Source organism: Actinomadura sp. NPDC049382 (assembly GCF_040677125.1).
Lineage (GTDB): Bacteria > Actinomycetota > Actinomycetes > Streptosporangiales > Streptosporangiaceae > Spirillospora > Spirillospora geliboluensis.
Window position 1 is genome coordinate 40,497 of sequence record NZ_JBFARO010000004.1, and the last position, 22,638, is coordinate 63,134.

The 22,638-nt window shown below is 72.6% G+C and carries 23 protein-coding genes; 18 read left to right on the forward strand and 5 right to left on the reverse strand.

Annotated features, from left to right (window positions below; all coding sequences use genetic code 11):
- Positions 1 to 7: 7 nt before the first annotated feature.
- Positions 8 to 727: a hypothetical protein gene (locus tag AB0K34_RS03945; RefSeq protein ID WP_138634379.1), complete on the reverse strand. Its 720-nt coding sequence runs from the start codon at positions 725 to 727 to the stop codon at positions 8 to 10.
- Positions 728 to 1,542: 815 nt separating this feature from the next.
- Here AB0K34_RS03945 and AB0K34_RS03950 point away from each other — a divergent pair.
- A complete protein-coding gene (locus AB0K34_RS03950) occupies positions 1,543 to 1,935 on the forward strand; it encodes a DoxX family protein (RefSeq protein ID WP_138634376.1) in 393 nt (130 codons plus the stop codon).
- Positions 1,936 to 1,961: 26 nt separating this feature from the next.
- Here the strand turns inward: AB0K34_RS03950 and AB0K34_RS03955 are convergent, their stop codons facing one another.
- Positions 1,962 to 2,402 carry a nuclear transport factor 2 family protein gene (locus AB0K34_RS03955; RefSeq protein ID WP_138634373.1) on the reverse strand — a complete coding sequence of 147 codons (441 nt, stop codon included), beginning with the start codon at positions 2,400 to 2,402 and terminating at the stop codon, positions 1,962 to 1,964.
- A gap of 174 nt (positions 2,403 to 2,576) precedes the next feature.
- Between AB0K34_RS03955 and AB0K34_RS03960 the strand changes: the two genes are divergently transcribed.
- The 6 genes from AB0K34_RS03960 (at position 2,577) to AB0K34_RS03985 (ending at position 9,619) form a co-directional block, all read left to right on the forward strand.
- On the forward strand, positions 2,577 to 3,686 hold the full coding sequence (locus AB0K34_RS03960; protein WP_138634370.1) for an alpha/beta hydrolase: 1,110 nt from the start codon (positions 2,577 to 2,579) through the stop codon (positions 3,684 to 3,686).
- Between the two features lie 173 nt (positions 3,687 to 3,859).
- Positions 3,860 to 4,291: a DUF6223 family protein gene (locus AB0K34_RS03965; protein ID WP_240807199.1), complete on the forward strand. Its 432-nt coding sequence runs from the start codon at positions 3,860 to 3,862 to the stop codon at positions 4,289 to 4,291.
- Positions 4,292 to 4,726: 435 nt separating this feature from the next.
- Complete coding sequence (locus tag AB0K34_RS03970; RefSeq protein WP_138634367.1) at positions 4,727 to 6,262, forward strand: ABC transporter substrate-binding protein; 1,536 nt, start codon at positions 4,727 to 4,729, stop codon at positions 6,260 to 6,262.
- Positions 6,263 to 7,246: an ABC transporter permease gene (locus AB0K34_RS03975; protein WP_138634364.1), complete on the forward strand. Its 984-nt coding sequence runs from the start codon at positions 6,263 to 6,265 to the stop codon at positions 7,244 to 7,246. It abuts the gene before it with no gap.
- Entirely contained in the window at positions 7,236 to 8,129 is an 894-nt protein-coding gene (locus AB0K34_RS03980) for an ABC transporter permease (protein WP_364545170.1), read from the forward strand. The genes AB0K34_RS03975 and AB0K34_RS03980 overlap by 11 nt, the downstream gene beginning before the upstream one ends.
- A complete protein-coding gene (locus AB0K34_RS03985; RefSeq protein WP_364545173.1) occupies positions 8,123 to 9,619 on the forward strand; it encodes an ABC transporter ATP-binding protein in 1,497 nt (498 codons plus the stop codon). The genes AB0K34_RS03980 and AB0K34_RS03985 overlap by 7 nt, the downstream gene beginning before the upstream one ends.
- Here the strand turns inward: AB0K34_RS03985 and AB0K34_RS03990 are convergent.
- Positions 9,576 to 11,198 carry a TlrC/CarA/OleB/SrmB family ABC-F type ribosomal protection protein gene (locus AB0K34_RS03990; protein WP_364545525.1) on the reverse strand — a complete coding sequence of 541 codons (1,623 nt, stop codon included), beginning with the start codon at positions 11,196 to 11,198 and terminating at the stop codon, positions 9,576 to 9,578. The two genes, AB0K34_RS03985 and AB0K34_RS03990, sit on opposite strands and share 44 nt — an antisense overlap.
- A 126-nt stretch (positions 11,199 to 11,324) precedes the next feature.
- On the opposite strand from AB0K34_RS03990, the gene AB0K34_RS03995 reads away from it, so the two are divergent.
- The 8 genes from AB0K34_RS03995 to AB0K34_RS04030 all read left to right on the forward strand — a co-directional run bounded on the left by AB0K34_RS03995 (position 11,325) and on the right by AB0K34_RS04030 (position 15,817).
- Entirely contained in the window at positions 11,325 to 11,918 is a 594-nt protein-coding gene (locus AB0K34_RS03995; protein WP_364545527.1) for a TetR/AcrR family transcriptional regulator, read from the forward strand.
- 219 nt (positions 11,919 to 12,137) lie between these two features.
- Positions 12,138 to 12,500, forward strand: a complete 363-nt coding sequence (locus AB0K34_RS04000) for a DUF2089 domain-containing protein (RefSeq protein WP_138634358.1) — start codon at positions 12,138 to 12,140, stop codon at positions 12,498 to 12,500.
- Positions 12,497 to 12,757 (forward strand): hypothetical protein, encoded by a 261-nt coding sequence (locus AB0K34_RS04005; protein WP_138634355.1) that lies wholly within the window; start codon positions 12,497 to 12,499, stop codon positions 12,755 to 12,757. Before AB0K34_RS04000 ends, AB0K34_RS04005 begins: the two co-directional genes overlap by 4 nt.
- 19 nt (positions 12,758 to 12,776) lie before the next feature.
- Positions 12,777 to 13,217, forward strand: a complete 441-nt coding sequence (locus AB0K34_RS04010; RefSeq protein ID WP_138634352.1) for a DUF2089 domain-containing protein — start codon at positions 12,777 to 12,779, stop codon at positions 13,215 to 13,217.
- Positions 13,214 to 14,035 carry an ATP-binding cassette domain-containing protein gene (locus AB0K34_RS04015; RefSeq protein ID WP_364545178.1) on the forward strand — a complete coding sequence of 274 codons (822 nt, stop codon included), beginning with the start codon at positions 13,214 to 13,216 and terminating at the stop codon, positions 14,033 to 14,035. Before AB0K34_RS04010 ends, AB0K34_RS04015 begins: the two co-directional genes overlap by 4 nt.
- On the forward strand, positions 14,035 to 14,235 hold the full coding sequence (locus AB0K34_RS04020; RefSeq protein WP_364545180.1) for a hypothetical protein: 201 nt from the start codon (positions 14,035 to 14,037) through the stop codon (positions 14,233 to 14,235). The genes AB0K34_RS04015 and AB0K34_RS04020 overlap by 1 nt, the downstream gene beginning before the upstream one ends.
- A complete protein-coding gene (locus tag AB0K34_RS04025) occupies positions 14,202 to 14,795 on the forward strand; it encodes an ABC transporter permease (protein ID WP_364545183.1) in 594 nt (197 codons plus the stop codon). Before AB0K34_RS04020 ends, AB0K34_RS04025 begins: the two co-directional genes overlap by 34 nt.
- 92 nt (positions 14,796 to 14,887) lie before the next feature.
- Positions 14,888 to 15,817 carry a hypothetical protein gene (locus tag AB0K34_RS04030; protein WP_364545186.1) on the forward strand — a complete coding sequence of 310 codons (930 nt, stop codon included), beginning with the start codon at positions 14,888 to 14,890 and terminating at the stop codon, positions 15,815 to 15,817.
- A gap of 160 nt (positions 15,818 to 15,977) precedes the next feature.
- Here the strand turns inward: AB0K34_RS04030 and AB0K34_RS04035 are convergent, their stop codons facing one another.
- Positions 15,978 to 16,607: a TetR/AcrR family transcriptional regulator gene (locus tag AB0K34_RS04035; protein ID WP_364545189.1), complete on the reverse strand. Its 630-nt coding sequence runs from the start codon at positions 16,605 to 16,607 to the stop codon at positions 15,978 to 15,980.
- A 103-nt stretch (positions 16,608 to 16,710) separates the two neighbouring features.
- Between AB0K34_RS04035 and AB0K34_RS04040 the strand changes: the two genes are divergently transcribed.
- From AB0K34_RS04040 to AB0K34_RS04050, 3 genes are all read left to right on the forward strand, one after another.
- The gene (locus AB0K34_RS04040; RefSeq protein ID WP_364545192.1) at positions 16,711 to 18,906 is read left to right on the forward strand and encodes an MMPL family transporter; all 2,196 of its coding nucleotides are present in this window, start codon (positions 16,711 to 16,713) and stop codon (positions 18,904 to 18,906) included.
- A 77-nt stretch (positions 18,907 to 18,983) separates the two neighbouring features.
- Positions 18,984 to 19,760 (forward strand): YggS family pyridoxal phosphate-dependent enzyme, encoded by a 777-nt coding sequence (locus AB0K34_RS04045; protein ID WP_301176140.1) that lies wholly within the window; start codon positions 18,984 to 18,986, stop codon positions 19,758 to 19,760.
- A 131-nt stretch (positions 19,761 to 19,891) separates the two neighbouring features.
- Complete coding sequence (locus tag AB0K34_RS04050) at positions 19,892 to 22,084, forward strand: histidine kinase (RefSeq protein ID WP_364545195.1); 2,193 nt, start codon at positions 19,892 to 19,894, stop codon at positions 22,082 to 22,084.
- Here AB0K34_RS04050 and AB0K34_RS04055 read toward each other — a convergent pair.
- On the reverse strand, positions 21,971 to 22,576 hold the full coding sequence (locus AB0K34_RS04055) for a response regulator transcription factor (protein ID WP_364545198.1): 606 nt from the start codon (positions 22,574 to 22,576) through the stop codon (positions 21,971 to 21,973). The genes AB0K34_RS04050 and AB0K34_RS04055 overlap by 114 nt on opposite strands.
- Positions 22,577 to 22,638 lie beyond the last annotated feature (62 nt).

Below are 22,638 nucleotides of genomic sequence, written 5' to 3' on the forward strand. Positions count from 1 at the left end.
GTAAGGCTCATGCTGCTGATCGGTCAGGGATTTCCACCAATCCGCAGTCGCGCGCGGATCCCCTTGAGGGGGGATCATTGGAGAGATCGACGCCTGCCCTCTGGAGTTCAGCGGCCAATCTCGGGTCGGCCTGCTGGAGTTGCGCGGTGAGGACGGCCAGCCGAGCACTCTGCGTCACTGCGTCGGTCAGCATGCCGATGTTCAGCCCAACCTGGTCGGACCTTATGAGGTCGGCGCGCCTGCGAAGCAGGTCGGGCTGCTGCGATATCAGCCACTCACCCGCTGTATCCAGCGTACGAGCAGTGGTGCGGCCGGCTCCCACCTGAACAAGGATCCGGTCCAGGCGGGTGGCGGCCTCACGCCATGAACGTCCTGCCCGACCGAACTCGGCGTGCAGCTCGTCGAGCAGGCGTACGTCACCGCCGGCCACGCCCGCGCGCGCCTTGGCGTTGCCGACGGGCGGTGCCCCCAGCCGGGGCGCCGCCACCGGCAAGGGGCCCTTCAAATCCTTCTCGGACAGCCACTTGACCTGATCGAATGCGCGGGATAACGCCTGGCGGACGGACCGGTCGCGATCCACCATCGCCCGTTCCAGTTCGACCCCATGTGACCCGATCAGGGCATCGTCGCCTATGATCCGGAATCCTTTGTTAAGGGCACCTCCATGCGCGTCGGCAAGCATGACGATCCCACGTAGCGCGGACTCGTACTCTTCCCGCGTGGCCATCGGTCGTCTCCTTCGGAGTATGCGAGGCGATGGTGACTCGATTAAACACGTGGGAAGGTCGACGCGCCTGAGTACGGATACCTAGAGACGCGCCAGGTGAGAAACGGTCGTCTCTTACGAGGTATCGGGTGGTTCCTTATGCGCCTTGAGTGGGTGTCAGGGGGTGAGGTCGCCCAGGCCCTTGCCGGTGGGGGCGTACGCCGTCCCAGAACTCGGCCTGACCGGTGCGCTCTCACTCGCCGACCGCTCCCTGCTGGAGGCGAACAATCCGGCAGTTGCCCTGCTGCGTATGGCGCGGGTGGCGGTTTGGCCGAAGGCGGGTGCGGCGTCGGCGGGGTCGGTGAGGTCGACCAGGTGGGTGCCGCTTCCGCCGGATCCTGGACGAGGAAGACCGCCGCGCACCTGAGCCGCCGCCCGAACCTCCGTGCCGCCGCCGCAGGTGGGGCGGGACCGTCGCCGCCGTGGCGGCGGCGACCCTGGTGGCCGTCCCGCTGGCCCTCCGCGCCCTCCGGCACCGCGCGACCCGCCGCTGACCGTTGTGCCTGACCGCGATCGTCCGAGCCATCCTCGCCCTTCAGTGCCAGGCCGGAAGAAGTTCAAGTGGCTCAAGGATGCGGGGCGGCGATCAATCGCACGGGATATGTCGGTCCGGCCCCTGCCCAGTGTCGGACGCATCTGTGATGCACGTCATGTCTCCGGGGTGTCACAGAAACCGAGTTGCGGGTGTCTTGTGTCGAATGCGGAAACCAGATCCTGGTTCAGGAGGGAATCGGAAATGACTTTGGCAAAGCAGAGAATGGCTTAAGGAGAAACTCGTGAACCCCGCCCTCTGGATCGTTGCCGGGCTCCTTGCCGCCGTCGCCCTCTCCGGTGGTCTCACCAAAGCGTTCATGAACAAGGCAAAACTGGACGACTTGGGTGAGAAGTCCGGTGGGGGATGGACGATGCACGCGAGCACCGGGTTCGTCCGAACTCTCGGGGCCCTGGAGATAGCAGCGGCAGCCGGCCTGACACTCCCGGCCGTGCTCGACATCGCACCGGTCATGGTGCCGGTGACCGCCGTCTGCTGGATCCTGCTCATGATCGGCGCCGTGATCACTCACGCCCGCTACGAACAGTACAAATTCGTCGCGCTGAACGTCGTCTACCTCGCCATGGCCGCCTTCGTGGCCTGGGGGCGCTTCGGCCCCGAGTCCTTCAGCGCCTGATAGAGGCAACGGAATGCGTCCGCTCGTCAGGGAGTGAGGTCGGTCAGGCCCTTGCCGGTCGGGATGTCGAAGGGGACGGAGACCTGGTCGTGGGCGATCAGCCAGGTGCCGTTGATCTTCTGGAAGCAGAACGTGGCGCGTACCCACATGCCGTTCGTTGCCGTGCCGTCTTTCAGGGTGCCGCTGAGGCGGCCGAAGCCGTGGCCGAAGGCGACGGTGTCGCCGACGGTGAGGGCCAGGTCGCGGAACTCGTAGTCGACGTCCTGGAAGACGGCGAACACGTTCGACCAGTTCTTCAGCTTCTCCGCCACGCCCACATGTTGCAGCGGCGGTTCGATGTCGAAGGAGACGACGTCGGGGGTGTAGAGCTTCTCCAGGGTGTCGAGGTCCTTGGCACGGAGACCTTCGATGATCTTGTCGATGTGCTGCTTGAGCTCGGCTTCGTCCAGTTCGCGTTGCGTGGGCATCGCTGCTCGTCCCCTCTGGCGTGTGGTTTCGTCCATTCGACGAAGTGGCTGCCTGGGATGTGACATGCCCTCGCCACCACCTACCAAAGTCGGGGGTGGCCTCGCCTGGCGGAGGGGGGAGTCCGGCCGCGCGCCGGATGTGGCGGTCTGCGTGGTGAAGCCAGGCTGGCCACCATGCCTTACGGATTCCTGACCACGCTGGCCCTCGCCGTCGTCCCCACATGCTTCGCGCTGGCCGCGCCGCGCCGGCCCCGGCCGCTGGCCATGGTCGCCTTCTTCCTCGGGGTGGCCGTCAACGAGCTGCCGTTCGCGGCGTTGGCCTGGGTGCTGGCCGCCACGGTGCTCTGCTTCGTCCAAGGCGACCTGAACTCGCCGGTTGTCATGGGTGCGGTGGTCGTGACCGTGGCGGGCCTGGGGCTGATCGCGTGGCGCGGGCGCCGGGCGCTGCCGGTCGTCCAAGAGGCCATGGGGTCGGTGCCCGTCGCGGGTCGTCTTCCGTCGTACGGACGCGTCCTGTTCAGTCCCTTCCTCCGCCGTCACCGTGCTGTGGAACGGATTCCCAACCTCTCGTACGGCCCGGCTGGGAAGCGCAACCTGCTCGACCTTTACCGCCACCGTGCACGGCCCACTGGGGCGCCCGTGCTGATCCACCTGCACGGAGGCGGCTACAAGAGCGGGCACAAGAACAGCCAGGCGTTGCCGCTGCTGCGCCACCTGGCCGAGCAGGGATGGGTGTGCATCAGCGCCAACTACCGGCTCCTTCCCGAGGCGGCGGACTTCCGCGACCACCTGGTGGACGCCAAGAGGCTGATCGCCTGGGTTCGCGAGCACGGGCCGTCCTATGGCGCCGATCCCGAGCGGATCGTCCTTGCGGGCAGTTCGGCCGGTGCCCATCTGTCCGCCATGGCCGCGTTGACTGCCGGGGAGCCCGGTTTCCAGCCTGGTTTCGAGCAGGTCGATACCTCCGTGGCGGCGGTCATCGGTATGGGCGGGTACTACGGGCCCTACTACACGGATCCGCAGGCTTCGCCGATCGACCGCGTTCGGCCGGACGCGCCGCCGTTCTTCATCGTCCACGGCGACCGCGACACCATCGCCTCGGTCGAGGACGCCCGGCGCTTCGCCGAGCGGCTGCGCGCCGTCTCCGGCGAGCCGGTCTTCCATGCCGAGTTGCCCGGCGGGCAGCACGCCTTCGACCTCTTCGACTCGCTGCGCTTCCACGCCGTCATCAACGCCGTCGACGCCTTCGCCGCCCGCGTGCTCGACGGCCGTCCAGTGAAGTGAGCCTGTCCGGTCGGCTGCTGCGGACGTGGTAGTTCCGGAGGATCTGCCGCGTTCGCAGCAGGCGCATGCGGCAGTGGCGGCAGTGGCGAGTGCCTGCTTTCGGTGGACGATCCGGGCCGTGTTCCGGCGACATCATCGGGAGTGTTCGAACCGGCACGAAAGAGGAGACGGACATGCGCCCTTCAGGAGTCCCGATGGCGGCCCGGCGTTCGCTCGCGGTGTCCGGCGCCGTGCTGCTGGGGATGGTCGTGCTCGCCGCACCGGCGGCGGCGCACGCCGAGGTCCAGCCGGTCGCCGCCGACGCCTACGACCTGAGCGTCGGACGCGTCGGGGCCATGGTGGCCGCTGTGCTGGGGTTGGCCGGTGCGGTCGTCGGCGGGTTCACGCTGGCCCGCTCCCGGAGCCGCCGCGGCGCCAGTGCGGCCCTTGCCGCGGGGCTGGTCGCGGTGGTGCTCGGCGGGACGGTCGTGGCCACGGCCGACGGGGGCCTCGGCACCGGCAACGGGCTGGGCGGGGGCTATGTGGCCATGATCGTGGGCGCGGTCGCCGCCTGCCTCGGCGGGCTCGCGCTGGCCCGTTCGCGCCGGGCCGCCGCGCGGACGTAATGGCCGGCGCCCGGGTCCGGCGGGGGACGTGCCGGGCCCGGGCCCAGGAGTCAGCGGCCGAGGTCGCGGCGGACGAAGCGCCAGGCCCCCAGGCCGAGCAGGACGGCGGTCGCGGCGGCCAGGACGCCCGCGTCGGCGTACTGGAGGCCGTTCTTGAGCGGCTCGCCGCCGATGTAGCCAGGGCATCGCCGCCGCCGGCGCCGACAGCCCCGCCGCCCGCCGGCTGACGGAGATGCGCGACTTCTACGGCTTCATGTTCCGCGAGCTGCCAGCCGTGGTGGACCAGTGGCGCGCCGAACGCGACCAGCGGCGGCCGACGGGCGGGTGACCCCGCCCGGGCTGCGGGTGATCTCGGTCACTCAGATGCGGTGACTTTGCTCCTGCATATTATTTGCAATAATGTCGATCATGGTGAAACGTCCGGTTCTTGCCTTGATGGCTCTTGTTGTGGCGGCCTCGGCCGCGTCGGCGTGCGGCCAGGGCGGCGAGCCCGCCGCCGGTGCGGACGGCGCCCTGACGTACGCGGTCGGCGACGAGCCCGAGACGTTCAACCCCGGGCTGCAGGACGAGCACACCGACCCGGTGACCGAACTGGTCTTCCGCGGGCTGACCCGGCACGACAAGGACAACAAGGTCGTGCCGGGGCTGGCGAAGTCGTGGGAGGTGGCGCCGGACGGCAAGACCTACACCTTCGCCCTGCGTCCGGGCACCACCTGGCAGGACGGCAAGCCGTTCACGTCCGGCGACGTCAAGTTCACCATCGAGGCGATCAAGGGCGCGGGCGCCGACTCCCCGCTGTCGCGGAACTTCTCCATGGTCACGGCGGTCGAGACGCCGGACCCGGCCACCGTCCGGCTGAAGCTGGACGAGCCGTTCGCGCCCATGCTGGACGCGCTGTCGACGGGGATGCTGCCCGAGCACCTGCTCCAGGGCAAGAAGCTCACCGACCCCGACTTCGGACGACGGCCGGTGGGCACAGGCCCGTTCAGGCTCACGACCTATAAGCCGGGCCAGTACGCCGAGCTGACCGCCTTCGACGGGTACTACGAGGGCGCGCCGGGACTGAAGAAGATCGTCGTCAAGTACGTCCCGGACGACTCCGCCCGCTTGATCCAGCTGAAGAACGGCGAGGTGGACGCCGCCCACCTCGCGCCGCAGCAGGCGGGCAAGGCCGGCGGGCACCGGCTGGAGGTCTACCCGACCGCCGACTACCGGGCGCTGATGTTCAACATGAAGGACCCGGTGTTCGCCGACCGCCGGATCCGCACGGCGATGAACTACGCCGTCGACCGCGACGCCATCACGAAGAGCGTCGTCCTCGGATACGGGACGCCGGCCAAGGGCCCGCTCGACGCCGGCCCGTACGCCGCCGCGCCCGGGTTCACCTTCGACCCCGCCAAGGTGTCCGCCCTGATGGAGGAGGCCGGATACGCCAAGAACGGGCAGGGCATGTGGGCGAAGGTCGGCAAGACGGTCAACTTCGAGCTGACCACCTTCGCCGAGGACTCGCTGCGCGTCGCCATCCTGAACGTGTCCGCCACCCAGCTCAGGAAGCAGGGCTTCGACGTCGACCCGCGCCCGCGCCCGCGTGACTGGGTGCGCAAGCACTGGGGCGACCTGCAGGGCATGGTGGTCGGCTGGGGGACGCCCTACGACCCGGACTCCTCGGTCTACGGGGTGTTCGCTTCGTCCCAGGCACTGGCCAAGGGCGGCTCCAACTACGGCACCTACAGCAACCCCGCCGCGGACAAGGCCCTCGAAGAGGGCCGCTCCACACTCGACCCGGCGAAGCGCAAGGCCGCCTACACCGCGTTCCAGAAGGCACTGCAGGACGACCCCCCGTTCGTGTGGATCTCCTACCTCAAGACCATCAACGCCGTCCCGAAGAACCTCACCGGACCCGCCCAGCGCACGCTCGGCCACCACGGCTACGGGTTCTTCTGGAACGCCGAGACCTGGCGCTACAACTAGATGGCGCTGCGTCTGATCGGACGGGCGGCGACGGCGGCGCTGGTCGTCGTCGCCCTGTCGATGGTGTGCTTCGGGCTGCTGGCCGCCGCGCCCGGCGACCCGGCCGCCTCGGTGCTGGAGGCGCGCTCGGGCGGACGCCCACCGGCCCCCGCCGCGGTCGCCGAACTGCGCGCCGAGATGGGGTTGGACGACCCGCCGCCCGTCCGGTACTGGCGCTGGGCGTCGGACGCCCTGCGCGGCGACCTCGGCACGTCCTACATGTCGGGACGGCCCGTCACCGAGACGCTCGGCGACACCGTCCCGTGGACGCTGCTGCTCACGGCCGCGTCCGTCCTGCTGAGCTTCACCGCAGCCCTCGCGGTCGGGCTGGTCGCGGCGCTCACGCGGCGCGCGTGGCTGCGCCGCGGCATCGACCTGCTCCTGTTCGTCATGGGCGGCATGCCCGGGTTCGTCATCGCGCTCCTGCTGCTGTACGTGTTCGCGGCGGCGACCCATCTGATGCCGTCCGGGGGAGTGAGCCGCCCGGGCGAGGACGTCACCGCGTACGGGCTCCTCGCCCATCTGGTGCTGCCCGCGTGCGCGCTGGCGTTCGGCCACCACTTCGGCATCTACGTGCGGCTGGTGGAGAACGGCGTCGGGCGGCTGAAGGACGCGCCGCACGTGGAGAACGCCCGCGTCCGGGGGCTGCCCCGCCGCACCGTGGTCGCGCGGCACCTGATGCGGCCCGGACTGGTGCCGTTCACCGCCCGGCTCGGCGTCGGCGTCGGGACGCTCATCGCCGGCGTCTACGCCACCGAGGTGATCTTCTCTTGGCCCGGGATGGGACGCGAGGCCATCAGCGCCGCCCGCGCCCAGGACTACCCGCTGCTCATCGCCATCGTCCTGGTCACCGGGCTGATCGTGATCGCGGCCAACCTCGTCGCCGAACTGATCGTCGCGGCGCTCGACCCGCGCGTCCGGACGGGGCTGACCGATGCCGTCTGACTCCCTGAAGCAGCCCGCGCCCAAGCAGCCCGCGCCCGGCCGCGTGCGGGGGCTGATGGCCGTCCGGACGCGGCCCCGCCGCCCGGCGCTGGCGGCGGCCGCCGCCGTGCTCGCCGTCTTCGGGCTCCTCGCCGCGTTCGCGCCGCTGTTCACCTCCCTCGACCCGGTCGCCACCGACACCTCGGCGACCTCGCTGCCGCCCGGCTCGCCCGGACACCCGCTCGGCACCGACCTGCTCGGCCGCGACCTGTGGACCCGCATGCTCTACGGCGCCCGGACGTCGCTGCTGGTCGGGCTGAGCGCGGCCGCCATCACGGTCGGGTCCGGGATGCTGGTCGGCGGGCTGGCCGCCGTCGCGCCGCGCTGGCTGGACGGCCTGATCGCCCGCACCGCCGACATCCTGCTGGCGCTGCCGCTGCTGGTCGTCGTGCTCGCGCTCGCCGCCGTCGCCGGGCCGTCCCTCGGGCTGGTCATCGCGGCGATCGCGGTGACGAGCTGGATGCCGGTCGCCCTGATCGTCCGCGCCGAGCTGCGCAGCCGCCGCGAGCGCCTCTACATCCGGGCCGCCTACGCGCTCGGGCTGTCCCGCTGGCAGGTCATGCGGCGGCACCTGCTGCCGGGCGCGCTGCCGCCGGTCGCGTCCATCGCCGCGTTCGAGGTCGGGCACGCGATCCTGACCGAGTCCACGCTCAGCTTCCTCGGCCTCGGCGTCCCGCCCAACCGGCCGAGCTGGGGCAACCTGCTCACCGAGGCCCAGTCCCACCTGCTCACCGGCGAGTGGTACACGGTCGCGATCCCCGCCGCCGCCGTGGTCGCCACGATCATCGCGGTCAACGTGGTCGCGGGCGCGATCTCCGGCCCGTCCGAAGGGAGAACATGGTGAGCGGAGATCCCGGACTCACCGTCACCGGGCTGACCGTCGACGTCCCCGGACGCCGGGTCGTGCACGGCGTCGACCTCGCCGTCCCCGCCGGACGCGTCCTCGCGCTGGTCGGCCCGAGCGGCAGCGGTAAGACCCTCACCGCCCGCGCCGTCGCCGGCCTGCAACCGCACGGCGGCACCGTCCTGGTGGACGGGCGGCCGCCGGTCCTCGGCCGGGACGTCGGCTACGCCTTCCAGGACGCCCTGGCCTCGCTGAACCCGACCGTCACCGTCGGGCGGCACCTTGCCGAGACCATCAGGACGCACCGCACCGGAGACCCGGCCGCCGCGCTGTCCCGCTTCGGCCTCGATCCGGCGCTGGCCGCCGCGCACCCCTTCGAACTGTCGGGCGGGCAGGCGCAGCGCGTGGCGCTCGCGCTCGCGACGGTGCACGAGCCGCCCGTCCTCATCGCCGACGAGGTCACCACCGCCCTCGACCCCGTCACGCAGGCGACGGTGCTCGACCTGGTCCGCGCCGAGGCCGCGGGCCGCGCCGTCCTGCTGATCACCCACGACCTGGCCGCCGCCGCCCGCTGGGCCGACGACATCGCCGTCATGCGGGACGGCCGCATCGTCGAGCACGGCCCCGCACGGCGGATCCTGACCGACCCGTCCAGCGACCTCGCCCGGAACCTGGTGGCGGCGATGGCGGAACCGCCGGTTTCACTGGCGAAGGGGGAGCCCACGTCCCCTACCGGCGAGGGCCTCGCCGTTCAGGGAGTGCGGCGGGTGCTGCGGTCCCGGCGCCGCACGACCCTCGCCTTGGACGCGGTCGACCTGGACGTCCGGCCGGGTGAGGCGGTCGCGGTCGTCGGCCGGAGCGGATCCGGCAAATCCACCCTCATCGGGGCCCTCGCCGCGCTCGACCGTCCGGCTCAAGGCACCGTCCTGCGCGACGGCCGGGACACCTGGGCCATGCGCGCCCGCGACCGGCGAGCCGTCAGGCACCGGACCGGGCTCATCTTCCAGGACCCGCTCGCCTCCTTCGACCCCCGCCACACCGTCCGCCAGGTCATCGCCGAAGCGGGCCCTTTCCGTGACGAGCTGCTCCGCCGTGTCGGTCTCGATCCCGCCGTGGCCGCGCGCCGCCCCGCGACGCTGTCGGGCGGCGAACGCCAGCGGGTGGGCATCGCCCGAGCGCTCGCGCAGGAGCCGCGCGTCCTCCTCGCCGACGAGCCCACCAGCGGCCTGGACGTCCTCACCCAGGAACGCATCCTGCGCCTGCTGGACGACCTGCGCCGCGACCACGGGCTGACCATCGTCCTGGTCACCCATGACCTGCGCGTCGCCCGCCGCGTCGCCGACCGGGTCGTCGTCCTCGGCGACGGCCGGATCGTCGAAGACCTGCCCGCGGACGGCCTCGACGCCGCCCGCCACCCCGAGACCCGGCGACTGCTGGAGGCGACCGCTACCGCGCCGAGCCTTCGGGCAGTTCGAGACGGGACCCGGTGAACGAGGCCCGCAGCCGCCGGTCGTGCGTGACCACCACCAGCGCCCCCGCATAGAACGCCAGCGCCTCCTCCAACTGCTCCGCCAGCACCGGTGACAGATGGTTGGTCGGCTCGTCCAGCAGGAGCAGGTCGACGGGCTCGCTCACCAGCCGCGCCAGCTCGATCCGGCGCCGCTGGCCGTAGGACAGCTCGCGCAGGCGCAGGCCCAGGTCGGACGGCTGGAACAGGCCCAGGGCGAGCAGCGCGTCCGCGTGCTCGTCCAGGCTTCCCGGACGTCCCAGTGCATACGCCCGCAGGACGGTCATGTCGGCGGTTCGCGGGTCGATGTCCGGTGTGTCCTGCCGGAAGAAGCCGACCCTGCCGGTTCGCCGCACCTCGCCCGCGTCCGGCCGCAGCTCTCCGGCGAGCACGCGCATCAGCGTCGTCTTGCCCGCTCCATTGGGGCCGGTGACGAGCAGCCGCTCTCCTGCGTGGACGGTCAAGGACTCCAGGCGGAGCCGTCCCGCCACCACCACGCCGTCGAGCGCCGCCACCTCGTCACCTGCGGCGACGCCCGCGGTGAGGGGGGTGCCGGTGAAGCGGAGCGGCTCTGGAGGCGGTGGGGCCGGGTGGTCGTGGAGCCAGCGCAGCCGCTGCTGCGACTGCCGGATGCGGCCCGCCGCCCCGTGCGTGCGCGAGCGCGCCCGCCAGGCCCCCGTGCCCATGCCCGCCTTGGCCATCTTGCGGGGGATCGCGGCCAGCCGGCCGGCGTTGGCCGTGACCAGGGTGGCGTGCCGATCCAGCTCCGTCCGCCACTCCTCGTGGGCCCGCGCCTGCGCCGCCCGTTCCGCGGCCTTGGCGGCGAGGTAACCGGCGTATCCGTCGCCATAGCGGCGCACCTGCCCGTCGGCCACCTCGACTATGGCGGTGGTGACCCGGTCCAGGAACATCCGGTCATGCGTGATCACCACGACCGTGCCCCGGTGGGTGCGCAGCCGCTGCTCCAGCCAGGCCGTGGCCCGGTCGTCCAGGTCGTTGGTCGGCTCGTCGAGGAGCAGCAGCTCCGGGGCGGACGCCAGCACACCGGCGAGGGCGAGCCTGGACCGCTCACCGCCCGAGAGCGTCCCGAGCCTGCGGTCCCGGTCGAGTTCCGGCAGGCCGAGCCCGTGCAGCGCGACCTCCACGCGCGTGTCGGCGTCGTAGCCGCCCCGCGCCTCGAACTCCGCCACCACCCGCGCGTAGGAGTCCAGCTCCGCGCCGTCGCCGCCGAGACCGCGCTCGGCCGCCCGCATCCGCGCCTCCAGCTCGCGCAGGTCGGCCAGCGCGAGATCGACGGCATCGGCGACCGTGGCATGGGACGGCAGTTCGAGCGACTGCGGCAGGTACCCGGTGCCGCCGGGCGCGGCGACCACGAGCTCGCCGTTGTCCGGACGCTCGGCGCCCGCCATCAGCTTGAGCAGCGTCGACTTGCCCGACCCGTTGTCGCCGATCACGCCCAGCCGCTCGCCGGGCTTGACGCTGAGCGACACCCGGTCGAGGACGACGCGCGTGCCGTAGCGCTTGGTGACCTGGTCGAGGGCCAGTTGAGCATGGGTGCGCAGAGGGCCCCACCTCCCGTTCGCCGGTGCTGAGACGAGACGGTCCGTCTCGTGACATTCACGATGGGCGCCGGCCGTCGTTCTGTCAAGACGGACCGTCTCGTCTCGCCGGATGCTAGGCTCCGGGCCGTGTCCGCCACCGGAAAGCCGAACCCCGCCCGGCGCAGCGAGCGCTCCCGCCGGGCCGTCCTCGCCGCCGCGCGCGAGCTGGTCGCCGAGGTGGGGTACGCCAAGATGTCGATCGAGGCCATCGCCGCGCGCGCCGGAGTCGGCAAGCAGACCATCTACCGCTGGTGGCCGTCCAAGGGCGCGGTGATCTTCGACGCGTTCCTCGCGCTCAGCGAGGGCGCCGACGGCGTCCGGCTGCCCGACACCGGCGACCTCGAAGCCGACCTCAAGGCCGTCATGCGGGCGACCGCCGCCGAGTTCGCCGACCCGGCGTTCGAGGCGCCGCTCAGAGCGCTCAACACGCAGATCGCCGACGACCCCGCCCTCGCCGCCCTGTACCGCGAGAAGCTCGCCGGCCCCATTGACGAGGCCAAGAAGGAGCGGCTGCGCAGCGCCCAGCGGGCGGGCCAGCTGCACCCGGACGCCGACCTCGACCTCGTCCTCGAAGTGCTGTACGCCCCGCTCTTCCAGCGCTGGCTGCACCGCTCCGGCCCGCTCACCGCCGAGTACGCCGACGCCCTCGTGGACGTCACCCTCCGCGCCTTCGCCCCCTGAGCAGCCCCTTCCTCCACATCGCCACCCGGGAGCGGATCGCCGCGCTCGGGTGATGCGGCATGCGTGGACTAGTCGTCCGGTTTGGTGACGTGTCCGCTCTGCAGACTCTAGATCCTTGAAGATCAGTTTCAGAAAATCAAGGTTCTTGCGTTGACTGCTTAAGATAATCAAGATACAAAGTGGACAGCGGTCATGGCGTCGAGAGTGAGGGGGCCGAGAGTGGAGTGGCAGGAACTGACGGACCTGACCCACGGGCGGCCGTTCGTGGTCGAGCGGGTCCGCCTCGCCGGCAGCGGCGTCGTGGTCGAGGGGCAGTTCGAGCCGCCGCAGCTCGCCCAGCTCAGCGTGGACGACCAGGTGTTCGTCGCCGCGTTCGTCCGGGCGCACGGCTCGATCAAGGAGATGGAGCGGGTCTTCGGGGTGAGCTACCCGACGGTCAAGGCCCGGCTGAACCGGATCGCCGAGCGCCTCGACTTCGTCGACACCGACCCGCCCCCCACCGGGGCCGACGTGGTCGACCGCCTGCGGCGCGGGGAGATCAGCGCTCAGGAGGCGCTGGCCGAACTCGAGGACCTCCAGTGATCCCGCAACTGGTCACGGTGCGGTACCGCCGCACCGGCGGCCGCCGGCTGCGGCTGTACGTCCCCGTTGTGCCGGTCGTGCTGGTGCTGTCGCCGCTGCTGCTGCTCGCCGTGATCGGCGGGCTGGTCGCGTGCCTCGTCTTCCGGGTGCGGCCGGTGGCCGCGCTGCGGGGCGTCGGGCAACTGGTGCGGGCGCTGCCCGGCACCCGGATCGAGTACGAGCAGGGCCCGATGGCCGTGCTCCTGAGCATCAGATGAGGCGGAGGAGAGAGCAGCGATGAACGAGCAACGCCGCCAGATCCTGCAGATGCTGGCCGAGGGCAAGATCACCGCGGACGAGGCCGAGCGGCTGATCAACGCCCTCGAACGGGCCCGGCCGGAGGCGCCGCCGACGGCCGAGCCGCCACCGGCCGCCCGCCCGGCCGCCCGTCCGAAGTACCTGCGGGTGATGGTGCGCTGGACGGACGACGGAGCCGACGGCCCCGGCAAGATCAACGTGCGGATCCCGCTGCAGCTGCTGCGCGCTGGGGTCCGGATCGCGGCCCTCGTCCCGCCGCAGGCGCTCGCCAAGGCCAACGCCGAGCTGGCCAAGTCGGGGGTGCCGATCGACCTCACCGAGCTCAAGCCCCAGCACGTCGAGGACCTCATCGAGCACCTCGACGACCTCATCGTGGACGTCGACGACTCCGACGCGAAGGTGCAGGTGTTCTGCGAATGACATCGGCGGCATCGGCGGCATCGGCGGCTCCGGCGCCTTCGGAGGCGGAGCACCAGGTCATCCACGTGCGGGGCCTGGAGAAGTCCTACAAGGACCTGAAGGTGCTGCGCGGCGTGGACTTCGACGTCACGCGGGGCGGCGTCTTCGCCCTGCTCGGCTCGAACGGCGCGGGCAAGACCACGGTCGTGAAGATCCTCGCGACGCTGCTCAAGGCCGACGCGGGGACCGCCCGCGTCAACGGCTTCGACGTCGCCGCCCGCGCCGCGGACGTGCGGGAGTCCATCAGCCTGACCGGGCAGTTCGCGGCCGTGGACGAGATCCTCACCGGGCGCGAGAACCTGGAGCTCGTCGCCCGGCTGCGGCACCTGAAGTCCCCGCGCGCGATCGCGGACGAGCTGCTCGCCCGCTTCGCGCTGGCGGACGCGGCCGACCGGAGGGCGGCGACGTACTCGGGCGGCATGCGCCGCCGCCTCGACATCGCGATGAGCCTCATCGGCGACCCGCCGGTCATCTTCCTCGACGAGCCGACGACGGGCCTCGACCCCGAGGCGCGCACCGAGGTGTGGCAGACCATCCGGGAACTCGCTGGGCGCGGCACGACGATCCTGCTCACGACGCAGTACCTGGACGAGGCCGAGCAGCTCGCCGACCGCATCGCGATCCTGCACCGGGGCCGGATCATCGTGAACGGCTCCCTCGCCGAGCTGCGGCGGCTGCTCCCGCCCGCCGAGGTCGAGTACGTCGAGAAGCAGCCGACCCTCGACGACGTCTACTTCGCCGTCGTCGGCGGCGCCGGCGCGATGAGTGAGGAACGCTGATGGCCGCGCACTTCGCCGCCGACACCACCGTCCTGCTGGGCCGGTCCCTGCGCCACATCGCGCGCAGCCCGGACACCGTCATCACGACCGCCGTCATGCCGGTCGCCCTCATGCTGCTGTTCGTCTACGTCTTCGGCGGCGCGATCGCCCCGGGTCCGCCTCGTATGTGGACTACCTGCTGCCCGGCGTCCTGCCCCTGACGGTCGCGATGGGCATCTCGTACACGGCGTTCCGCCTCTTCGCGGACATGAAGAACGGCATCTTCGACCGGTTCCAGTCGATGCCGACCGCCCGGTCGAGCGTGCTGTGGGCGCACGTGCTGACCGCGCTGGTCGCCAACATGGCGTCGCTCGCGGTCGTGGTGCTCGTCGCCCTCGCCATGGGCTTCCGCTCGGGCGCCGGGGTGGCGGCGTGGCTCGCGGTCGCCGGCATCCTGGCCCTGTTCACCCTCACGCTGACCTGGGTCGCCGTCATCGCGGGCCTGACCGCGAAGACGATGGACGGCGCGAGCGCCTCCGCCTACCCGATCGTCTTCCTGCCGTTCATCAGCTCGGCCTTCGTGCCGACCGGCACCATGCCCGCCCCGGTGCGCGCCTTCGCCGACAACCAGCCGGTGACGTCCATCGTCGACACGATCCGCGCCCTGCTCGCGCAGCAGCCGGTCAGCGGCGACATCTGGACCGCCCTCGCCTGGTGTGCCGGCATCCTCGTCACCGCGTACGCCCTCGCCATGCTCGTCTACCGCCGCAAGACCGCCTAGATCACGGCCGGCCCCGTTGCAGCCGGTTCCGGACGGCGTCCATGCCAGTGAACACTGGCGGAAAGTGGGTCGGGTCAGGATGATGGTCGTCCATGAGAATCCCCCCAAGGCGCATCGGCGGGCTCCTGGTGTCCGCCGTCCTCGGCCTCAGCCTGTTCACTCCGGGAACCGCTCATGCCGCCGCGTGGCATTCGGTGCCGCTGCCGTTCCTGTGGTGGCAGAACCGCATCGAGGACATCGCCGCCGCAGGACCCGGCAGCGTCTGGATCGCCGGCGTCCAGGGCTACATCCCCGGCCTGCCGCTGCCCGTCAGCTACGGCAACCCGGTCGTCCGGCGGTGGGACGGGTCGGGCTGGAAGGAGTACCCGCTGAACGGCTGGACCGGCCAGGGCTCGATCTACGAGGTCGCCGCGGCCCACGGCGAGGTCTGGGTGATGGGCGGCGGCTACATGGCGCGCTTCGACGGGGCCGCGTTCCAGAAGGTCGCACCGCCTCCGCACGTCTCCGACATCGAGGCGGGCGCCGGCGGCGTCTATGCCACGGCATGGTCGGACGGGACGGCCTACAAGTGGAACGGCTCCGGCTGGGACCCCTCGCCCCTGCCCCCGGACGCCCTGTGGACGGGTGACGCCTACGAGACGGTCGATCCTCCGGCCGCCGAGCCCGTCCGCGCCGCGGCGAACGGCCCGTCCGGGCTCTACGCCCTGGCCGACCTCGACCCGCTCGACGACATCGCCGCCCGCGTCTGGCGCAAGACGGCCGGAGGCTGGTCGGAGGTCCCGGTCCCCGCGGGGCTCCTCGCGCGCACCATCACCCAGGACGCGACCGGAAGGCTGTGGGCGGCCGGCGCCATCTCCAACGAGTACTCGGTGTACTCCCTCGACGGCACGACCTGGACCAAGCAGTACGGGCCGGCCATCAGCGGGGTCTACCAGCTGGTCGCCGTCCCCGGCACCGGCACCGTCTGGGGACGCGGCTTCGGCCCCCCGCTCGGCGACCCGCAGATCACCACCAACTCCTGACCCCACCCGCGCGGCGCGCCCCGCGGTGACCGAGGGCGGGGACAAGGCCGGTCAGGACGCCTGATCGGAGAGGGTTTCGTTGTCGCGGGCTCGCCGTCACTTGGGCGGCGGGCCCGCGGTCGTTTGCGGAGGTCAGGCCGCCTGACGTGTGTCGCCCCGCTCAGTGCAGGCCGCGGACCAGGGCCGAGACCGCGTCCACGAGGCGGGATTCCAGGTCGAAGTCCGTGTCGGACAGCGTCCAGTGCAGGACCAGGCCGTCGACCAGGGCGGCCAGCCCGGTGGCGGCGGAAGCGGCCCGGCGCTCGGCGTCCTCGCCGTCCCCGGCGATCTCCAGGAGCAGCGCGCGCAGCTGCTCGGCGAAACGCGCGTGGTGCGCGGTGAAGCACACCTTGATCTGCGGGACGCGCTGGGCGAGCGTGAGCAGCTCCAGGGTCAGGAGCGCCCGGTCGGCGTCGGCGGTGAGGCCGCGCGCGAACCCCCGTGCCAGCTCTTCGAGCCGCTCGGCGGCGGGGCGTTCCGGGTCGCCGGCGGCCGACAGGCCGGCGTGCTCGGCGTCCAGGATCTGGTGGACCAGCGCCGTCGCCAGCTCTTCCTTGCTCTTGAAGTACCAGTACAGGGTGCCCTTGCTCAGCCCAGACTCGGCCACGACGTCGTCCATCCGGGCCCCGTGGTAGCCCTGCCGGGCGAACACCGTTCCGGCCGCGGCCAGGATCTGCCGCCGCCGCTCGCTCTCGCGGCCCGCGCCGCCCCCGGCCTTGTCGCGCGGCGGCTGGACGTTCGTGTCGGCCATGGTCCTCCCTCTCCGGAGAGCCCTCACTCTAGCTCTAGACCGGCCAGTCGGTTTACAGTACGGTGCACTCGACCGACCAGTCAGTCTAGAGAGAGGATCCGTGGTGGCGACCCCCCGAGAAGGCGCGCTGGAGCGCACACCGCTGTACCGCCTGGGCCGATGGTGCGGGCGCCGGGCGTGGCGGGTGATCGCCGTCTGGGTCCTGGTCCTCGGCGTCGCCGGGGCGCTGGTGCCGCGCTTCACCGACACCCTGACCGGGTCGTCGCTGGCGGTGGACGGGTCGCAGTCGGCGCGCGCCGAGCGGCTGCTGAGCGAGCGGTTCGGCGGCGGGGTGACCGAGGACCTGGTGGTCGTCTTCGACTCGGCGTCCCGCCCGGTGACCGACCCGCGGGTGCGCGGCGCGGTCGAGCGCGGGCTGGCGGAACTGCGCCGGCAGCCCGGCGTCGCGCGGGTCCAGGGCCCCTATGACGGCGGGGACGCCGCCGGGCTGGTCTCCGCCGACGGGCGCACCGCGCTGGCCGTCGCCGGGCTGACGGGCGACGAGCGCGAGCGGCAGAAGACCGCCCCCGCGCTCCAGGACGCGATGGACGCCGCCGCCGCCGGCGACGTCGCCGTCTACGTGACCGGCTCCAGCCCGCTGAACGCCGCGGTCGTCGAGCAGGAGGACCGCGACCTGGCCCGCGCCGAGTCGATCGGGCTGCCCATCGCGCTGCTGGTGCTGATCATCGCGTTCGGCTCGCTGGTGGCGGCCGGGCTGCCGCTCCTGGCCGGAATCGCGGCGCTGGTGACCGCGTTCGGTGTGCTCGGCGCGGCCAGTTACCTGACCAGCTTCGATGTGTTCGTCCAGGCCGTCGTCACCATGATCGGGCTGGCGCTCGGCATCGACTACTGCCTGTTCGCCGTCACCCGCCAGCGCGCCGAACTCGCCGCGCATCCCGGCCGCCCGATCGCCGACACCGTCGGCGCGACCATGGCGACCGCGGGCAAGGCCGTGCTGTTCTCCGGCTCGACCGTCCTGATCTCGGTGGCCGGGCTGCTGCTGGTGCGGGCCCCGGTGTTCCGCACCATGGCGCTCGGCGTCATGGTCGCGGTCGCGGTGATGCTCGCGATCACCGTCACCCTGCTGCCCGCCGTCCTGGCCCTGCTGGGCGAGCGGATCAACCGGCTGGCCGTCCCCGGGATGCGCCGATCCGCCGGCGGGGGCACCGGTGCGCTCTGGCGGCGCTGGACGGACCTCGTCATGCGCCGCCCGGTGCTCATCGGCGGCGCCGCCACGCTGGTCCTGCTGCTGGCCGCCGCGCCGATGACCGGGCTGAAGCTCGGCTTCGACGTCGGCGCGTCGGCCGTCGCCGACTCCCCGGCAGGACGCGGCTACGAGCTCGTCTCCGGGAAGTTCGCGCCGGGCGCCGCCACCCCGATCCAGGTGGTGGCGACCCAGCGCCCGGCCGCGCCGGACGGGGCCGGGCTCAAGCGCCTGGGCGAGCGGCTGAGCGCGCACCCCCGCGTCGCCCAGGTCGTCCAGGAGAACGACGCCGTCCTCACGGTGTTCGCCGAGGACGCCGCCGACTCCCCGGCGGCCATCGAACTGGTCCGCTGGATCCGCGGGACGGCCGTCCCCGAAGCGACGCCGCCGGGCGGGCCCGAGGTCGTCGTCGGCGGGCTCACCGCGCAGACCGTCGACGTCGTCGACGAGGTCGACCGCGCCACGCCGTGGGTCCTCGGCACCGTGCTCGGCCTGTCGTTCGTGCTGCTCCTGCTCGCCTTCCGCAGCCTGCTGCTGCCGCTCAGCGCGATCGTGATGAACCTGCTGTCGGTGGGCGCCGCGTTCGGCCTGCTCACCTGGGTCTTCCAGGACGGTGCCGGCGAGTCTCTGCTCGACTTCTCCAGCCGGGGCTTCATCCAGGCGTACCTGCCACTGCTCACCTTCGTCGTGCTGTTCGGCCTGTCCATGGACTACGAGGTCTTCCTCATCTCCCGGATGAAGGAGGAGTGGGCCCGCACCCGCGACAACCGGGCCGCGGTGACCGCCGGCCTCGTGCACACCGCCGGCGTCATCACCGCCGCCGCGGCGATCATGATCGTCGTCTTCGCCGCCTTCATGATCACCAATGTGGTCGAGGTCAAGCAGATGGGCTTCGCCCTGGCCGTCGCGGTCGCCGTGGACGCCACGCTCATCCGCATCGTCGTGGTGCCGGCCCTCATGCGCCTGACCGGACGCGCCAACTGGTGGTTCCCCGCGGCCTTCACGGGGCGTGCGGGTGGGGCGTTCCGGGCGCGTCCGGGTCGTAGTGGACCATGAGCAGGAGGTGGGAGTGCCGGAGTGGAAGCATCGCCGCGCCCCGGTGCACCAGCGGAGATCGAGCAGAGGAAGGCCCGATGAGCAGTCCAGCCCAGTACCCGCAGGCGGAGAGCGTCGCGGACTTCGCCCGCAACATCGCCGAAGTGCGCGCACGCATCGACGCGGCGGCGGAACGCGCCGGCCGCAGCGGCGCGGAGGTGCGGCTGCTGCCGGTCAGCAAGACCGTCCCCGAGGAGCGGATCCGCCTGGCCGTCGAGGCGGGCTGTCGCGTCCTCGGCGAGAACAAGGTCCAGGAGGCCAAGCGCAAGTGGCGGAACCTCGCCGACCTGGACGTGTCCTGGTCGGTGATCGGCCACCTGCAGACCAACAAGGCCAAGGACGTCGCGGCCTTCGCCGCCGAGTTCCAGGCCCTCGACAGCCTGCGCGCCGCCGAGGCCCTGGACCGCCGGCTCCAGGCCGCCGGCCGGGGCCTGGACGTCTTCGTGCAGGTGAACACCTCTGCCGAGGAGTCCAAGTACGGCCTGCCGCCGGACGAGCTGATCGGTTTCCTGAAGCGGCTGCCGGACTACGGGGCATTGCGCGTCCAGGGTTTGATGACGCTGGCCGTCTTCACCCGGGACACCGAGCGGGTCCGGGAGTGCTTCCGCCTGCTGCGCGGCCTCCGCGACCAGGCCCGCGACCTCGGGCTCGCCGGTCCGGGAGAGCTGTCGATGGGGATGTCCGGCGACTACGAGACCGCCGTCGAGGAGGGCGCCACGGTCGTCCGCGTCGGCCAGGCGATCTTCGGCGCCCGGCCCCTCTCGGACGCCCACTACTGGCCCGGTGCCGCACCGGGCGACCAGCCCGCCACCTGAGCGAGAGCCGGTCCCCGACGAGCACCGGCCGGCCTGTGGCGGAGCCGATCCCGCTCGACGGCCGGGAGGTGGGCCGGGGGACCGCGGCGGATACGATCTGACCCGGTTTCGGGGGCTGATCGAGGGGCGGGGTGGAACGAAGGCAGGCGGTCGACGTGCCGCAGCGCACGGCGCGGGCGGTGGCGGTCGCGGCCCTGGTCGCGCTGGTCGGCGTCTACACGGTGGGCGCGATCGACCGGCCGGCCGACGCGGCCGCCGCCGTTCCCGTGGCCGGAGCGATCCTGCTGCTGCAGTTCCGGTTCGTGCTGGCGCCCCTGCGCCGCCTCCAGACCCCTGCCTGGACGGCGGCGCAGGGAGTCCTGTCCTTCGTCGCGGTGCTGTGCCTGGGGTTCTCCGTGGCGGTGCTGGGCGTGTGGGTGGGCGGGCTCCTGCTCGCCCGCAACCGGGTGACGGCCGCGGTGGCGGCGGTCGCGGTGCTCGTCCTGGCGGTGGTCCGCGGGGACGGGGTCGGCGGTTCGGTGGACGCCGCGATCACGGCGGGCCTGATGACGACGGTCGTGTACGGGCTGTCGCGGCTGGTCGGCCGGATCGAGGAGGTGTTCGCGGCCCGGCTGTCGCTGGCGGTGGCGGCCGTCGAGGAGGAGCGGCTGCGGGTGGCGGCCGAGCTGAACGCGGGGGTCGGCCGCGGGCTGGACGCGATCGCCGCCGCGCGGGGCGTCGCGGATCTCGACCGGGTGTCGCGGGTGGCGCGCCGGTCGCTGACCGCCGCCCGGACGGCCGCCGTGGACCTGCGCAGCCTCTCGCTGACCCCGGAGATCGCGGCGGCGCGCGGGATGCTGGCGGCGGCCGACGTCGAGGTGACGGTGCGGGTGGGCCACCGGGAGCCGCTCGGCCGGGCCGGGGCGCTGCTGGCGACCGTCCTGCGGGAGGCGGTCACCGACGTGGTGCGGCGCCGCCGGGCGCGGCACTGCGCCATCGAGACCGGTGAGCGGGGCGGGCTGCTCGTGCTGCGGGTCACCGACGACGGAGCCGCCGCGGCCGGCTGGGCCGCCGAGGCCCTGGCGCCGCTGGCCGCGCAGGTCGAGCGGGTCGGCGGGCACCTGCGCACGACGCTGGAGCCGGACGGCCGCTGCGTCGTCGAGGCGGCGGTGCGGGCGGCGCCGGAGCCGCGGGCCGAGGTCTCCAGCGCCGAGCACCGGCTGTCGGTGGTGTTGCTGGCGGCGGTCCTCGCCGGCTTCTGCGTCAAGGGACTGCTGCTGCTGGCATCGCCGGTGGAGTTGCTCATCGCGGTGCCGTGCCTCGCGGCCGTGTCCGTCCTGCAACTCGGGTGGGCGCGCCGGCCGGAGGGGTCGTGGTGGGCGCTGGCGGCGCAGGCGCTGCTGAGCTTCGTGCCGCTGCTGTGGCTCGGCAAGGCGTGGGGCGGCGTGCCTGGCTTCCTGGTGGGGACGCTGCTGCTGGCGCTGCCCGCCGCCGTGGCCTGGCCGCTGACCGGCGCGGTCATGGCCGCCATGGGGGTGGTCGCGTGGCGGCTCGGCGAGGCCGCCGACGTGGTGGTGAACTCGGTGATCAGCGTGCTGGTGACCGGGCTGGTGGTGTGGGGGCTGGTCCGGCTCGCCCAGCTCGCGGACGAGCTGCGGGCGGCGGCGGCCGGGCTCGCGCGGGCGGCGGTCGTCCAGGAGCGGCTGCGCGCCGCCCGCGACCTGCACGACCTGCTCGGGCACAGCCTCGCGGCCGTCCAGCTGAAGGCCGAGATCGCGCGCCGGCTGCTGGCGTCGGACCCGGACCGGGCGCGGGCGGAGTTCGACGACCTGGTCCGCATCGCCGAGCACGCGCGCCGGGACATGGGGGTGGTGACCGGCGCGGCCGGGCGGCTGGAACTCGAACCGGAGCTGGCGTCGGCGCGGTCGGTGCTCGCCGCGGCGGGCATCGAGGTGCGGGTCGTCCGCGACGGCACCCCGCCGGGCGACGCCGAAGGGGTGCTGAGCGTCGTGCTGCGGGAGGCGGTCACCAACATCCTGCGGCACAGCGCCGCCCGCCATTGCGAGATCACCGTCGGGGCGGCGCGGCTGACGGTGGTGAACGACGGACGTCCGGACGAGGTCACCCCGCCGGGCGCGGGGATCGGCAACCTCGCCACGCGGCTCGCCGAGGCGGGCGGCCGGCTGGAGGCGCGCCCGGCCGCAGGCGGACGCTTCCGGCTCGCCGCGTACCTAGAGCCAGCCGGCCTCGCGGGCGATGCGGACGGCGTCGGTGCGCCCCCGGGCGTCGAGCTTGGCGACGACCGCGGTGAGATGGTTGCGGACGGTCCCCGCCGACAGGTGTAGCCGGCCCGCGATCTCGGGGACCTCGGCGCCGTCCGACAGCAGCCGCAGGACGTCCTTCTCGCGCGGCGTGAGCGGGTCGTCGGCCAGGTCCCAGGCGGTCACCGCGAGGGTCGCGTCCAGCACCCGCTCGCCCGCGTGGACCTTGCGGATCGCGTCGATCACCTGGTCCGGCGGCGCGGACTTCAGGACGAAGCCGTCCACCTTCTCGCGCAGGGCGCGGCGCAGCAGCCCCGGCTTGCCGTGCCCGGTGAGCATGAGGGTGCGGCACCCCGGGAGCTCGGCGCGCAGCAGCCCGGCCGCGGTCAGGCCGTCCGTCCCGGGCATGTCGATGTCGAGGACGGCCACGTCGGGCAGGTGCACCAGCGCCGCCGGGACGACGGCGCCGCCGTCGCCGACGTCCGCGACCACCTCCAGGTCGGGCTCCAGACCGAGCAGCGTCGCCAGCGCGGTCCGGATCACGTGCTGATCCTCGGCGATGAGCACCTTGATCACGCCGCCGAGCCTACCCGTGACGATCTCATGGGTGATCGATGACGGACGCTCTGTCGGGCGAA

What these genes read in the sequence shown, in the direction of transcription:
- AB0K34_RS03945 (WP_138634379.1), bottom strand. Translation starts at nt 727, where the DNA reads ATGGCCACGCGGGAAGAGTACGAGTCCGCGCTACGTGGGATCGTCATG.
- AB0K34_RS03955 (WP_138634373.1), bottom strand. Translation starts at nt 2,402, where the DNA reads ATGCCCACGCAACGCGAACTGGACGAAGCCGAGCTCAAGCAGCACATC.
- AB0K34_RS03960 (WP_138634370.1), top strand. Translation starts at nt 2,577, where the DNA reads ATGCCTTACGGATTCCTGACCACGCTGGCCCTCGCCGTCGTCCCCACA.
- AB0K34_RS03965 (WP_240807199.1), top strand. Translation starts at nt 3,860, where the DNA reads ATGCGCCCTTCAGGAGTCCCGATGGCGGCCCGGCGTTCGCTCGCGGTG.
- AB0K34_RS03970 (WP_138634367.1), top strand. Translation starts at nt 4,727, where the DNA reads ATGGCTCTTGTTGTGGCGGCCTCGGCCGCGTCGGCGTGCGGCCAGGGC.
- AB0K34_RS03975 (WP_138634364.1), top strand. Translation starts at nt 6,263, where the DNA reads ATGGCGCTGCGTCTGATCGGACGGGCGGCGACGGCGGCGCTGGTCGTC.
- AB0K34_RS03980 (WP_364545170.1), top strand. Translation starts at nt 7,236, where the DNA reads ATGCCGTCTGACTCCCTGAAGCAGCCCGCGCCCAAGCAGCCCGCGCCC.
- AB0K34_RS03985 (WP_364545173.1), top strand. Translation starts at nt 8,123, where the DNA reads ATGGTGAGCGGAGATCCCGGACTCACCGTCACCGGGCTGACCGTCGAC.
- AB0K34_RS04010 (WP_138634352.1), top strand. Translation starts at nt 12,777, where the DNA reads ATGAACGAGCAACGCCGCCAGATCCTGCAGATGCTGGCCGAGGGCAAG.
- AB0K34_RS04015 (WP_364545178.1), top strand. Translation starts at nt 13,214, where the DNA reads ATGACATCGGCGGCATCGGCGGCATCGGCGGCTCCGGCGCCTTCGGAG.
- AB0K34_RS04020 (WP_364545180.1), top strand. Translation starts at nt 14,035, where the DNA reads ATGGCCGCGCACTTCGCCGCCGACACCACCGTCCTGCTGGGCCGGTCC.
- AB0K34_RS04030 (WP_364545186.1), top strand. Translation starts at nt 14,888, where the DNA reads ATGAGAATCCCCCCAAGGCGCATCGGCGGGCTCCTGGTGTCCGCCGTC.
- AB0K34_RS04035 (WP_364545189.1), bottom strand. Translation starts at nt 16,607, where the DNA reads ATGGCCGACACGAACGTCCAGCCGCCGCGCGACAAGGCCGGGGGCGGC.
- AB0K34_RS04045 (WP_301176140.1), top strand. Translation starts at nt 18,984, where the DNA reads ATGAGCAGTCCAGCCCAGTACCCGCAGGCGGAGAGCGTCGCGGACTTC.